Source organism: Micromonospora parva, assembly GCF_040649675.1.
Taxonomy (GTDB): Bacteria; Actinomycetota; Actinomycetes; order Mycobacteriales; family Micromonosporaceae; genus Micromonospora; species Micromonospora parva.
Genome location: NZ_JBEZFX010000015.1, coordinates 18,400 through 31,298, shown reverse-complemented (window position 1 = coordinate 31,298; position 12,899 = coordinate 18,400). Strand labels below are relative to the sequence as shown.

At 70.8% G+C, this 12,899-nt stretch carries 14 protein-coding genes; 6 read left to right on the top strand and 8 right to left on the bottom strand.

Annotated features, from left to right (window positions below):
• Positions 1 to 81 precede the first annotated feature (81 nt).
• Together AB0C03_RS29030 and AB0C03_RS29025 are read right to left on the bottom strand one after the other, a co-directional pair.
• Positions 82 to 261, bottom strand: coding sequence for a hypothetical protein (locus AB0C03_RS29030; RefSeq protein ID WP_156058023.1), 180 nt, complete (start codon positions 259 to 261; stop codon positions 82 to 84).
• Between the two features lie 61 nt (positions 262 to 322).
• On the bottom strand, positions 323 to 928 hold the full coding sequence (locus tag AB0C03_RS29025) for a TetR/AcrR family transcriptional regulator (protein WP_030337910.1): 606 nt from the start codon (positions 926 to 928) through the stop codon (positions 323 to 325).
• A 133-nt stretch (positions 929 to 1,061) separates the two neighbouring features.
• On the opposite strand from AB0C03_RS29025, the gene AB0C03_RS29020 reads away from it, so the two are divergent.
• Positions 1,062 to 2,162: an aldo/keto reductase gene (locus AB0C03_RS29020; RefSeq protein WP_357640202.1), complete on the top strand. Its 1,101-nt coding sequence runs from the start codon at positions 1,062 to 1,064 to the stop codon at positions 2,160 to 2,162.
• On the opposite strand, the gene AB0C03_RS29015 is transcribed toward AB0C03_RS29020, so the two are convergent.
• The 4 genes from AB0C03_RS29015 to AB0C03_RS29000 form a co-directional block, all read right to left on the bottom strand.
• The gene (locus AB0C03_RS29015; protein WP_357640199.1) at positions 2,120 to 3,079 is read right to left on the bottom strand and encodes an alpha/beta fold hydrolase; all 960 of its coding nucleotides are present in this window, start codon (positions 3,077 to 3,079) and stop codon (positions 2,120 to 2,122) included. The genes AB0C03_RS29020 and AB0C03_RS29015 overlap by 43 nt on opposite strands.
• A 75-nt stretch (positions 3,080 to 3,154) precedes the next feature.
• Positions 3,155 to 4,051, bottom strand: a complete 897-nt coding sequence (locus AB0C03_RS29010; RefSeq protein ID WP_357640196.1) for an acetyltransferase — start codon at positions 4,049 to 4,051, stop codon at positions 3,155 to 3,157.
• A 159-nt stretch (positions 4,052 to 4,210) separates the two neighbouring features.
• Positions 4,211 to 5,422 (bottom strand): low temperature requirement protein A, encoded by a 1,212-nt coding sequence (locus tag AB0C03_RS29005; protein WP_357640193.1) that lies wholly within the window; start codon positions 5,420 to 5,422, stop codon positions 4,211 to 4,213.
• 115 nt (positions 5,423 to 5,537) lie between these two features.
• Positions 5,538 to 7,082, bottom strand: coding sequence for a flavin-containing monooxygenase (locus AB0C03_RS29000; RefSeq protein WP_357640190.1), 1,545 nt, complete (start codon positions 7,080 to 7,082; stop codon positions 5,538 to 5,540).
• Positions 7,083 to 7,333: 251 nt separating this feature from the next.
• Between AB0C03_RS29000 and AB0C03_RS28995 the strand changes: the two genes are divergently transcribed.
• From AB0C03_RS28995 to AB0C03_RS28980, 4 genes are all read left to right on the top strand, one after another.
• Positions 7,334 to 8,287 carry an AraC family transcriptional regulator gene (locus AB0C03_RS28995; protein ID WP_357640187.1) on the top strand — a complete coding sequence of 318 codons (954 nt, stop codon included), beginning with the start codon at positions 7,334 to 7,336 and terminating at the stop codon, positions 8,285 to 8,287.
• Between the two features lie 134 nt (positions 8,288 to 8,421).
• Entirely contained in the window at positions 8,422 to 8,805 is a 384-nt protein-coding gene (locus tag AB0C03_RS28990) for a MerR family transcriptional regulator (RefSeq protein ID WP_030337917.1), read from the top strand.
• The gene (trxA, locus tag AB0C03_RS28985) at positions 8,784 to 9,131 is read left to right on the top strand and encodes a thioredoxin (RefSeq protein ID WP_030337918.1); all 348 of its coding nucleotides are present in this window, start codon (positions 8,784 to 8,786) and stop codon (positions 9,129 to 9,131) included. The genes AB0C03_RS28990 and trxA overlap by 22 nt, the downstream gene beginning before the upstream one ends.
• Before the next feature lie 294 nt (positions 9,132 to 9,425).
• Complete coding sequence (locus AB0C03_RS28980) at positions 9,426 to 10,400, top strand: glycoside hydrolase family protein (RefSeq protein WP_357640184.1); 975 nt, start codon at positions 9,426 to 9,428, stop codon at positions 10,398 to 10,400.
• A 1-nt stretch (position 10,401) separates the two neighbouring features.
• Here the strand turns inward: AB0C03_RS28980 and AB0C03_RS28975 are convergent, their stop codons facing one another.
• Positions 10,402 to 11,295 carry an NAD-dependent epimerase/dehydratase family protein gene (locus AB0C03_RS28975; RefSeq protein WP_357640181.1) on the bottom strand — a complete coding sequence of 298 codons (894 nt, stop codon included), beginning with the start codon at positions 11,293 to 11,295 and terminating at the stop codon, positions 10,402 to 10,404.
• Between the two features lie 133 nt (positions 11,296 to 11,428).
• Here AB0C03_RS28975 and AB0C03_RS28970 point away from each other — a divergent pair, with 133 nt between their 5' ends.
• Positions 11,429 to 11,848, top strand: coding sequence for a PPOX class F420-dependent oxidoreductase (locus AB0C03_RS28970; protein WP_030337921.1), 420 nt, complete (start codon positions 11,429 to 11,431; stop codon positions 11,846 to 11,848).
• Positions 11,849 to 11,902: 54 nt separating this feature from the next.
• On the opposite strand, the gene AB0C03_RS28965 is transcribed toward AB0C03_RS28970, so the two are convergent.
• Positions 11,903 to 12,787, bottom strand: a complete 885-nt coding sequence (locus tag AB0C03_RS28965) for a bile acid:sodium symporter family protein (protein WP_030337922.1) — start codon at positions 12,785 to 12,787, stop codon at positions 11,903 to 11,905.
• Positions 12,788 to 12,899: the final 112 nt, after the last annotated feature.

The window sequence follows — 12,899 nt, the reverse complement described above, 5'->3', positions numbered from 1 at the left end:
AACCTCTTGATCACCAAGGGCGGGAGCGTCGCGGTGCACGGTCAGTTGCGGAGGTTCGCTGGAGGTTGGGCGGGGCTGGCCTCAGCTTCCGCCCATGCTCGACGAGCTGTTGTCTGACGAGTTGCCCGGACGCGACGTGTATCGGCCGGTCAGTCGCCCGGCCCGTGCCCGACGCCCCAGCGCGCCGATGATCATCAGCAGGAGCGCGGCGACGAGCGGGATCCCGCCGCCGAGCAGCACTGCCACCAATCCTGCCGACACGAGCGACCACCCCTCTCCGACAACGACCGGGGCACGGCCGGACGAGCAGATTCTCACACGATCAGGCCGTTCGAGCACCTGCCCGAAGCGAGTCGATGGTGAGGTCGAGGACGGCTTCGAGGTGGTCGATCTTCCCGGTGGAGAGCAGCAGCAGCACACCGCCCTGGATGCCGGCGAGCAGTGCCGCGGCGGCCCGGTCGGCGTCGAGGTCTCCGGCCATGTCGCCGGTCGACTGCATGTGCCGGATGCCCTCGGTGATCGCCTTCTGCCAGCGCCACATGAGGCCGGTCACGATCGCCTGCGCGCCGGGCGCCCGCCGGCCGGTCTGGCCGAGCAGACCGTTGAGCGGGCACTTCACCCCCTGTGCCTGGTACCGCTCGATCAGCCGGTCCCGCCAGGCGAGCCAGGCCGGCCAGGTCGTCAGGTTGCTCAGCATCGGCTCCTGGTCGGCGAGCACCTGGTCCGCCTCGTGCTGCGCCACCGCGAGCAGCAGCCCCTCCTTCCCGTCCGGGAAGTAGTGGAAGAGCTGCCCCTTGCTGGTGCCGGTGTGGGCCATCACGTCTTCGAGGCGTACCTCGTCGACGCCGCGCTCGCGGATCTCGGCGGCCGCGCCGGCGACGATGCGGGCCCGGGTCGCCTCGCCCTTGCGGGTCAACGCCCGTGTCATCGGACCTCCTGGTCTCGGGGTGCGGGTCCGACCCTAGCTCGACTTTTGGACTTGCAGGTCCATTTTTGCCGAGCAAAGGTCTGGAACACGCGGTCCGCAGCGGGCCGACACTCACGATCGGAAGGGCACCACAATGAACCACTACTACCTGCTCGGGCGGTCCGGTCTGCGGGTGAGCCGGCTGGCACTGGGCACCATGAACTTCGGCGTCGACGGGTTCCACGCCGCGTACGGCAGGACCGAGCAGGAGGCCGAACCGATCTTCCGGCAGTACGTGGAGGCGGGCGGGAACTTCATCGACACGGCGGACTTCTACACCGCCGGTGAGAGCGAGAAGATCCTCGGCCGCCTGATCGAGCGGGCCGGCGTACGCGAGCGGCTCGTGCTCACCAGCAAGGCCACCAACACCGTCGACCCGTCCGACCCGAACGCCAGCGGCAACGGTCGCAAGCACATCATGCGGGCCGTGGAGGCGTCGCTGCGCCGGCTCGGCACCGACTACATCGACCTGTACCTGCTGCACACCTGGGACCGGATCACCCCGGTCGAGGAGGTCGTACACACCTTCGACGACCTGGTGCGCTCCGGCAAGATCCGGTACGCCGGGCTGTCCGACGTCCCGGCCTGGTACGCGGCCCGGGCGCAGAGCTACGCCGCGGCGCACGGGCTGGCCCCGATGGTCAACGTGCAGTTGCCGTACTCCCTCGTCACCCGCGACATCGAGGCGGAGCACGTGACGATGGCGCAGAGCCTGGGCATGGGGCTCACCGCGTGGAGCCCCATCGGCGGAGGGCTGCTCAGCGGCAAGTACCGGCGGACCGCCGAGGGCATGAGCGGGGCCGGCCGCCTGACGAACCCCGACGCCGCGGGTCGGGAGATCAGCCCCGGCGACTGGCAGGTGATCGAGACGCTGGAGAGTGTGGCCGCCGATCTCGGGCGCAGCATGGCGCAGGTGGCGATCAACTGGGTGGCCACCCAGCCCGCCGTCGGGTCGGTGGTCATCGGGGCGAGCAGCCCCGAACAGCTCGCCAGCAACCTCGGAGCGCTCGACTTCGAGATCCCGGCCGACGCCCGACGCCGGCTCGACGAGGCGAGCGCACCGAAGCTCCCGCTGCTCTACGGCATGTTCACCCCGCAGTACCAGTCCTGGGTGGTGAGCCCCGGCCTCGGCATCGGCGACAAGCCCACCGGCTACGCCCCGGCCGTGTTCAACGGCGCCGGGTCGCCCTCGTAGAGCGCGACGTACCGCCGTCGCCACTCGTCGCCGTCGACGCCGAGGTTGAGGGTGTTGTGCTCGACCCCCAACTCCTCCGGCAGGGTGCACACCCGCAGCGGTATCGCGTTCGCGTCGGCGATCCGGCGCGGCAGGTGCACCGCCGCCCGGAGGTCCACCACGGCGTCGAGCGGGCTGATCGCGACAGCTGCGGTCCGCAGGCCGGTCCGCCGGGGCGGATTCGGCAGGGTACGGGCGATCGTCAGGTACTGGGTGACGGCGGCGAGGGAGTATCCGCGCGATGTGACGCGGTCCCGCAGCACGCGGCGTCCGTACAGCACGATGAGCGGTTTGACCGCGTACGCCGGTGCCTGTCGCGGGTTCGGGCCGAAGAACGGCGACAGCAACAACAGGTGGCGTACGACGTTGCCGGGCACCTGCGCGAGCCAGGTGGCCAGCACGGCACCGCCGGAGATCCCGACGACGCCCGCCTCGTCGCCGAGGGCCGCCGCGACGGCCCAACCCTGCGCGGCGTACGTCGTCAGCTCACCGGCCCGGACCCGGTGGTGGGCCCGCCGGTCGACGGTGCCGTGCTGGGGGGCCCGGGGGATCCAGACGTTGTACCCACTGTCGAAGAACTCCTCGGCCAACCCCGCGTACTGCTCCGGCGCGAGGGTGTATCCGTGCAGCAACAGCACGGCCCGGCCGGTACGGGAGCCGTGGCTCAGCAGGCGGCTGCGCGACTCGGGCCGGATCTCCGGATCGGCAGCCTCGGCGGCGATGGTGGCCTCGGCGGCACGGATGGCCGTGTCGAAGTCGAGCGGTCGGGCCGGCGCGACCGACAGCCCACGGCGGCCCACCGGCCAGAGGTAGAGCCCCGCGACCGCCGCCACGACCAGCGCCAACCCGCCGAGGAGAAGGGCGATGATCTCCGGCATGCCCAGATGCTGACAGCTGGCGGGGTCCGCGCCGGCTGAGGGGGTGCGCCCGGGTGACCGGGCGCACCCGGTCAGCTATTCCTGACTGTCCGGCGGCGCGAAGGCGACCCGGGAACGCAAGTGCCGAAAGCCGGTCCGCTCCAACTCGGCGAGCACCGTCACCCGGTGGGACTCCACATCGGCGATGACCTCGCGGGCACCACCGGCGGCCAGCACCCGCACCGCCTCGGCCAGCAGCTCGGGCCGGGCCGCCTCGTCGAGCAGGCCGAGGTAGGCGAGCAGGGGGTAGCAGGCGTCTCCGGCGGTGCCGACCAACCCGACCGGGTCGCCGGCCGCCAGGGCGACGCGCCATTCCTCGGTGGCGTCGCCCAACCAGGCCAGTGGGTCGGTGGCGAGGTCGACACCGGCAACCACCCGCGCGATCTCGACGCCGGTCAGCACGTCCGGCTCGACGATCCTGGCGACCAGCGCGTTGATCTCGGCGACGTCGGCGGGCGGCCGGAAGTCGTAGCGCCCGGAGGACGCCGGCAGCGGGGTGCCCGTCCAGGAGCACCGGATCCGCTCCCCCCGTTCGACCAGCCCGGCCAGCCGGGCGGCCGCCATCGGTGCCTGCACCACGGCCAGCACCTCCGGCCGACGCCGCCAGTGCGCCGGCAGCGCGGCGTAGTACAGACCGGGACCGCCCAGCGCCTCGTGGGCGGCGCGCAGCAGCTCGGCGCCCACCTCCGGCTCGGCGTCCAGGTCGAACCGGTCCAGCCAGGGGGCACCGACCGCGCCCGGCGGCAGGAGCCAGGCGGCGCGGCCCACCAACCGCCCGGCGCGCAACGCGACCCAGGTGGTCTCGGGCCGGTAGCCGCCGCCGGCGACCCCGTCGGCGTACGCGACCTGGCGCAGCTGCGGCAGCGGATCGGGCATGGAGTCGAACAGATTTTCCTCGCCCGCGACGAGCGGACGAATGACCAGATCAGTCATGGGTTGGTCCTCCGGGAAGCGAGCGCCCCGGGTCAGACCCGCGCGGACGCCGGAGCGCGGAGGGGGCGCAGAACATCGGACATTGTTCTGACCTCCTTCCCGCTCGACGGCGTGCCCGACCACGCTACGCGCAGTGGCCGCCGGCCCGCAACGGGATCATCACAGCGTCGGGTTGGACTCCGACCCCAGCCGGTGGACTCGGCGGTGGGCTCGTTGGTCGAACACGGTGATGGCGGCCAGCATCAGCGCCGCGACGGCCGCCACGGCGACCGGTGGAAGCAGCACCATTACCGGGGCCGCCACGGCCAGCGCCACAGCGCCGAGATAGAGCACCCGACACCGAGGTGCGGATCGGCTCGCCCGTTCCAGGGTGCTCCGCCCGATCAGGAACAGCACCGGGCCGCCGAAGATGATGGCCACCAGCGCCCAGTCGATCGGCGGGTGTGGGTCCTCGATGACCTGACCGAAGCCGACCGCGGTGCAGATGATGCCACCGACGATCAACAGCAGGCTGTAGCTCGCCCACCGCGACAGTTGGATCCCCTCCCCGCTCGGGGTCGAGGCATGGCCGGATCTGACGTGGTAGAAGTACATTCGCCAGAACGAGACGACCGCCACGAACGAGGCGACGAGGGTGATTGTTCCCTCGGTCGAGAAGCCCGGAAAGCTGACCGCGGCGCCGGCTTCGAGCACCACCTCGGCGAGAGCGATCATGAAGAACTGGTTGTACCGCTCGGCGAGATGCTCCTGCGAGACGGTGACCCGCAGGCTGTCGATCTGTCTCGGACCCAGGCGGGGCAGGGGGTAGGTGGTGGCGGCGCCGATCATCTCGACGGCGAGAGCGATGGTCCAGAAGACCCCTCGACCGAGACCACCACTGATGCCACCACTGATCCAGAGCACACCGGTGGCCAGGTGCCAGGTCAGCACCCGGAGCGAGAACACGTGCACCGGGTGGCCCCGCAGGGCGAACGACAGGAAGAGCGGTCGGCCGACCTGGATGACGACGTAGGTGCAGGCGAAGATGACACCGCGTTGGCCGAAGGCCTGCGGCAGGGTGACAGCCAGCACCAGCGTGCCGAACATCGTCGCCAGCAGGATGACCTGCAGATCGGGGCGCCGCGGGTCGTAGGTGCTCGCCAGCAGGGCGTTGAGCGACCAGATCATCCACATCGCGGTGAAGAACAGGACGGTCTGGCCCGCCTCGGAGAGCAGGGTGTGCCGGACGATGGTCAGGTCGTCCGCGACCCGCCCGGCGAGGCGGGCCAGCGCGAAGACGTAGACGATGTCGAAGAGCAGTTCCAGGACGGTCGCCGAGCGTGGGCTCCTGCTGTCCCCGAGGCCACGGAAGAACTCGGCGCGCCTCAGCACGGACGTCGAGACAGCTCAGCCGGCCAGGGCCGCTGGCACGGACGCACCACGGTGGTGGCCCCGTTCCGCTGCCATCGTCCCCGAGCCTCCTCACCGACCGGTCCCGCCTGATCCCCTATCTGCGCACTTTATCCATCTTTATCGGGCTGTCGTCGCTGATGGCGGATACCGGGTCGGCGGTACGCCGGATCATCTGTGCCGTCACCCCGCGGTACGAGCCCGGGTCGACCGGTAACAGCCACTGCCGGGCCCGGGTCAGCGAGCCGAGGTTGAGTCCCAGTTCGTCGAGCACCTCGTCGATGTTGTGCATCGAGAACGGGATGATGTTCGTGCCACGAGCGTGCCGTCCGTTGGTGCGTGCCGTCATCCAGGCCAGCCGGGCGCGCACCTCGTCACGCATGCGCTCCTCGGGTGGCAGGGTGATCCCACCCCGCAGGTACGCGGCCGTCCAGACCGCCGCCATCTCCGCGCTGAGCGGGCTGAAGAACGACGAGTTGTAGCCGGCGAACGTCAGGCGCGGCACGCCGAGCGGCAGGATCTGCCGGTAGAGCATGAAGTTGCCGGCGTCGTCCTGCAGCCGGGCGTGCACCGCCTCGTCGAGGAACGGCACGCGCTGGCGGAAGCCGGTGCCACAGAGCACCAGGTCGGCGGGGAGCACCGTGCCGTCGGCCAGGCGGGCGGCGGGCCGGCCAGCGTCATCGACCAGCAACTCGGTGATCACCTGATCCCGGTGCACGACGATGCGGCCGTCGGTGACCCGCTCGAAGAAGCCCTCGGTGGCGAGGCTGACCGTGCTGCGGGCGATGTCCTCGAAGCTGCCGTTGGGCACCAGGCCCAGCGCGCGCAGGTTGAACTGCCGGGTCGCGACCGAGCCGACGCTGGTGACCATGCGCTGCCGCAGGCCGTTCCCCGGGCCGTGCAGGAACCGCTCGAAGCCCTTCAGGTGCAGGTAGCGGAAGAGCGCCTCACCCATCCGGGTGAGCAGCAGATACTTGTAGTTCAGCGCCCCACCGAGCTTGCGGGGCATCTTCCAGAGCAGTTCCCGGGCCACCACGTGGGTCTGGGCGGCGACCTCGCTCACCGGGACCGCCACGTCACAGGCCGACTTGCCGTACCCGACCACCAGGACGTTCTTACCTCGGGCCGCCTCGACGTCGGGGAACTCCCCCGTCGCCAGTACGCGCCCTCCGGCGGCGGCGAAGGCCGCCTGCCCGTCGAAGGACGGCACGAGCGGGTCGGAGAAGATGCCGTTGGCGACGATCAGGTGGTCGTACCGTTGCACCGTCAACGGTTCCTGGGCGCCGGTCGGTCGGGACGTGACCAGCCACCCGGTCTCGTCGTTGACGAGTTCGGCGGAGACGACCTCCGTGGACAGGCGCAGCGCGCTGGCCAGCCCGAACTTCTCCACGTAGGTCTCCAGGTACCGCTGGACCTGCTCGCCCGAGGGCCACTGCGGGTAGTGGGCGGGCATCGGCAGGTCGGAGAGGTGGTAGGTGCCCTTGTCGTTCTGGGTGGTCAGACCGGGGTAGCGCCGGGTACGGCTCCACACCCCGCCGACGTCGGGCGCGCGCTCGAACACGGTGACGTCGAATCCGCTCTGTCGCAGCACCTTCGCTGCGCTCACACCGGCGAATCCGGCACCGACGACAGCAATCCTCATGGTCTCCTCCAAACGACGTGAACCCTGCGACGTGAAGCAGCGCCGGAAACCCGTGCCGACCCTGACCGACCCGCGGTGCTCGCACGCTAGCGAGCACGCCGCGACTGTCGCTATCCGCGCGACGCGGCCACTGTCCGAGGTACGCGGCCGGACCCTTTTCCTGTCGGGTCGACGGCTTTCCGGGCTGTTCCGGCCCGCGCACGCCTTACGGTCAGCGCGACAGGACGCCCGGGAGGTGTCGAGTGGATGCGGTGACGGTCCGGACGGACGACGTCGACCGGGCACGCGCCGAGGTCGGCCGGGTCTTCTGCCCACACCGGCTCACCCCACAGGCGGGCGTCCGCAACGTGCGCCTGCGGATGGCGGCTCGCCGGGCGGGCGGGGTGGGTGTCATCGACCTCGACTACGGGCACGCGGTCCGCATTCAACCGCCGGCGCTGGAGACCTTCTACCTCGTCCAGATCCCCAGCGCCGGCAGCACACTGGTCCGGCACGCCGGTCATTCCGTCACCTCGACCCCCAACGTCGCCTCCGTCCTGTCCCCGTACGACGCCTCGGACATGCGGTGGTCCGAGGGCTCTCCCCACCGGATCTTCTACGCCGACCGGCGCGCCGTCGACCGGGAACTCGCCCGCCTGCTGGGCCGCCCGGTGGACGACCCGGTCCGCCTGGACGTCGGCATGCTCATGACCACGGCGACCGCGCAGGCGTGGGCGCGCGGGGTGGCGTTCCTCGCCGACGAGCTGTCGCAGCCGGCGGACGCGTCGCTGTTCGACCACCCGCAGGTCGCCGCCCGCTTCGAGCAGGGGCTCATCGGCAAGCTGTTGCTGGCCCACCGGCACAGCCACTCCCACCTGCTCGCCGAGCCGGACCAGCACGCCCACCCCGGGCGTCTCGTCCGCCGGGCCTGCGCCCTGATCTCCGAACACCACGGCGAGGCACTGACCGTCGGTGACGTCGCCGAGGCGCTGCGGGTGAGCGTACGAACGCTGCAGGACTGTTTCCGCCGTGAGTTGCAGACCACCCCGACCGCGTACCTGCGGGCCTGCCGGCTCGACGCGGCGCACCGCACGCTCCGTTCGGCCGCACCGGGGGTTTCCGTGACGACTGTCGCCCTGCAACACGGCTTCGTGCACCTCGGTCGGTTCGCGACCGAATACCGGAGCCGGTTCGGCGAGTCGCCGTCGACGACCCTGCGTCGGTGACGAGCCCCGCCTCGCCCCGGCGGCGCGCCCCCAAAAGGGGCATTTCTGGCTGCTGACCGCGCCTCGCCCGGTGCTTGCCTTGACGTCGACGACAAGGTTTAGCGTGGTCGCGACGGGCCGATGGAGGAGGTCAGATGCTCATTGGCGAGTTGGCTGAGCGGGCCGGCACAAGCCCTCGCACGCTGCGCTACTACGAGGCGCACGGGTTGGTACGGGCGCAGCGCTCCGCCAACGGCTACCGCATCTACGACGAGGCGGAGCTGCGCGTCGTACGGGAGATCCGGGCGCTGCTCGACGTCGGCTTCGGCCTCGACGATGTCCGTCCGTTCGTCGCCTGCCTGCGGGCCGGCAACAGCTCCGGCGACGTCTGCCCGGACTCGGTGGTGGTGCTGCGGCGCAAGATCGCCGAGGTCGACGCCGTCATCGACCGGCTCGGCGCGGTGCGCCACCAACTGCACGGTCAACTCACCCACGCGATCGCCCATCGGGAGAAGACATGTCTCAGAAGTCGGAAGTAGGTTCGCTGGTCACCGTGACCGACGACACGTTCGCGGAGCTGGTGCTGGCCAGCGACCGGCCCGTGGTCGTCGACTTCTGGGCGGACTGGTGCCCGCCCTGCAAGGCCATCGAGAAGAGCCTCGTCGAACTGGCCCAGGAGTTCGGTGACCGGATGGTCGTGGCGAAGCTCAACTCCGACGAGAACCCGGTAGCGACCCGTAGCTACCAGGTGATGTCCCTGCCCACGCTGCTGGTGTTCCGTCAGGGCGAGGTGGTCGGCTCGACAGTGGGGTCGCGGCCGAAGACGTACCTGCGACAGACCCTGACCGCACAGGCCGGGTGGTAACGGCCGGCAGCGCGCCCGGGGACAGCGCTCCCGGCCACCATCAGCCGCGGAAATCGTTATTCCGGTCCGGCCGGCCAGTCTCCTGAGGGGAGGCAGCTGGCGGTTCGTCCGCCATGCCCCCGTCAGGTAGAGGTACGACCAGGTGAGGGAGTCGAGACGATGCGCGCAACCGGCCCGGGTGAAGCGGACGCCGCGAGGGGAAGACGAGGCGTCCACGCGGAACCCCGACGCGGGACGCTCGGCAGTCTCCCGGTCGGCGCGCGGCGGCTGTTGTGGCCGCTCCTGGTGGCCGCCGTGGTCGCCGTACTGGTGACCGGTGTGGTCGTCGTGGTGCAGCCGACCGGGCCGACGCCGGCCCCGGCAGCGACCCAGGCCCTCGACGCGCCCACGCCGACGGGTTCGCAGCCCGGCGCGACCGGGCCGAGCGCACCCACCGCCACGGCGAGCCCGGCGGGGGCGGCCCCGACCCCGCCCCCGACGCCGGCGGTGCGGCCGACAACCGGGCGTCCGGTCGCCCCGGCCTCCCCGGCGGCGACCTCGAAGCGCAAGGGCGTCGGGGTGTGGACCTTCGACGGCGTCAGCCAGGCGCTGGCCGACTCCGGGGCGAGCTGGTACTACACCTGGGACGTGAAGCACCAGGGCGTCGCCAGTCCGCAGGGCACCGAGTTCGTCCCCATGATCTGGGGGGCGAAGAGCGTCACCGCGAGCAACCTGCAACAGGCCAAGCAGAACGGCCGCTACCTGCTCGGGTTCAACGAGCCGGACCTGAACGGTCAGGCGGAGATGACCGTCGAGCAGGCGCTGGAGCTGTGGCCGCGGTTGCAGGCCACCGGTCTTCCACTGGGCAGCCCGGCGGTCGCCTGGGGCGGCGACCGTCCGGGTGAGTGGCTCGACCGGTTCATGGCCGGGGCGAAGCAGCGCGGCTACCGCGTCGACTTCATCGCCCTGCACTGGTACGGCGGCGACTTCACCACCGCCAACGCGGTCAACCAGCTCAGGTCGTACCTGCAGGCCGTGCACGACCGGTACGGGCTGCCGATCTGGCTCACCGAGTTCGCCCTGATCGACTTCTCCAACGGTGTCCGCTTCCCCACGCAGGCCCAGCAGGCCGCGTTCCTCACCGCGGCCACCCGGATGTTGGGCGGCCTGTCCTGGCTGCACCGGTACGCGTGGTTCGGCCTGCCCGCCACGGACAAGGACCAGACCGGGCTGTTCCGCACCGGCGGCACGGCCACCGCCGTCGGCCGTGCCTACCAGGCGGCGCGCTGACCTACAGCAGGTCGACGTGGTCCCGCCAGGAGTGCTGCGGCTCGTACCCCAGCACCCGGCGGGCCTTGTCGATGCTGAGCAGGGTCTCGTGCTCGCCCAGCTCCTTGCGGACCTCGACGTCCGGGTAGACCTCGGCCATCAGGCTGGCGCTGGAGCGGGTCATGACGGTGTCGGCGTTGGCGATGATGAAGACGTCGGCGCCGGGCTGGTCGTAGGCTAGGGCCCGCTCGACGGCCTGGGCTCCGTCGCGGGCGTCGATGTAGCCCCACAGGTTCCACCGGCGCAGTTGCGGGTCGGCGTCGAAGGTGGGGAACGGCGCGTAGTCCTCGACGTCCATCACGTTGGAGAAGCGCAGACCCACCATGACCAGCTCCGGGTCCCACCGGCAGAAGTGCCGGGCCATCTCCTCCTCCAGTGCCTTGTTGAGCGAGTACGTCGACTCGGGCCGGGGCGCGTACTCCTCGTCGACCGGCGCGTACGGCGGCGGGGTGTCGAACGGCAGGCCGAGCACCGTCTCGCTCGACGCCCACACGACCCGTTTGATGCCGGCCGCCCGGGCGGCGGCGAACACGTTGTAGGTCGCGGCGGAGTTGTTCGCGAAGGTGGTGGCGTTGGACATCAGCCCGGGGGCCGGCACCGCCGCCAGGTGCACGACCGCGTCGACGCCGCCCGCGTGCTCGTCGGCACCTCCGGTGAACGCCTCCACCACCTGCCCGTAGTCGGTCAGGTCGGCCAGCAGGAACTCGCCGTTCACGTCGCGCGGGTCGCGGCCACCGGTGCGGTCCACCGCCAACACGTCGACGCCGACGGCGCGCAGGTGGGCGACCACGGCTCGGCCGAGCTTGCCGGTGGCCCCGGTGACGACGACACGCCTGGGCAGTGCGGAATTGCTCATGACCACATCTTCGTCGCCGCCGGCGTCGCTCCGGCAGCCGGGTGCCCGCCACGCCGTGATCACGATCCGAGCGCGATCGGGCCGGCGGGTGCGTAACGTGCAGGGGTAAACGTTGTCGCGACGAGGAGACTTCATGTCCAAGCCACCGCTTCCCGAGGCCGCGGTCGCCATGCTCCAGAAGCCGAACCCCGCCGTCATGACCACCCTGCGCAACGGTGGCCAGCCGGTCTCCGCCGCCACCTGGTACCTGTGGGAGGACGGCCGGATCCTGGTGAACATGGACGAGAGCCGCCGCCGGCTGGAGCACGTCCGCAACGACCCCCGGGTGTCGCTCACCGTTCTCGACGAGGCCGGCTGGTACACCCACGTCAGCATCATCGGGCACGTCACCGAACTGCGTCCCGACGAGGGCCTCGCGGACATCGACCGGCTGTCGAAGCACTACACGGGCAACGCGTACCCACGGCGAGAGCGCGCCCGGGTCAGCGCCCTGATCGAGATCGACCGCTGGCACGGCTGGGGCGCGCAGAAGGACAACAACCAGGTCGGCTGAGAGTTGCCGCCCGCTCGCCCTGGCCCCGCCGTCGGGGAGAGCGGGCAGCGGCCGTCAGGGCGTCAGGGCGGTGGCGGACCGGGCGCCGGCCCGGGTCACCAGGTAACCGAAGGCCGCCGCGGTGAAGAACATGACGATGCCGTAGACGGCGCCCGGGATCGCCATCTGGGTGCTGTTGAGCAGCGCCGGGCTGAGCGCGATGGTGATGGCCAGGGTGCTGTTGTGGATGCCGATCTCGAAGCCGGCGGCCGTCGCGGCGCTGCGGTCCACACCGGCGAGGCGCGGCACCCCGTACCCGATGGCGAGACTGAGCAGGTTGAAGGCGAGCACGGCCAGGCCGACCGAGACGAAGTAGTCGGCGATGTTCTCCCGCTCGCCGAGCACCGCACCGGCGATCACCGCGACGAGGACGACGACGGACAGGATCCGGACCGGGCGGTTCAGCCGCTCGGCCACCTGCGGCATCCGTGCCCGGATGAGCATGCCGATCGCGACCGGGACGAGCACGATGGCGAAGACCTGCAGCACCTTGTCGAACTGCAGGCCGATGCTGCGCCCGTCGGGCAGGAAGTACGCCGCCGACAGGTTGACCAGGATCGGCAGGGTGAACACGGCGAGCACCGAGTTGATGGCGGTCAGGGTGATGTTCAATGCCACGTGGCCGCCGAACAGGTGGCTGTAGAGGTTGGCCGTGGTGCCGCCCGGAGAGGCGGCCAGCAACATCATGCCGACGGCCAGCTCGGGTGCCAGGTCGAAGGCGAGGACGAGGCAGAAGCAGAGCGCCGGCAGCACCAGCACCTGGCAGACCAGGGCGATGACGGCGGCTCGGGGGTGGTGGGCCACCCGGCGGAAGTCCGCCATGGTCAGTCCGAGACCGAGACCGAGCATGATGATGCCGAGGGCGACGGGTAGTCCGATCAGAGTCACGGCGGAGTCCATGGCACAACATCGTTACCACCCGGTAACGCCGCCACAATCCCCCATGTGGCTGGCGGCTCTTGACCCCGGACGGTGACCGGCTTAACTTCATCAATCAGATAACTCTCTTTAC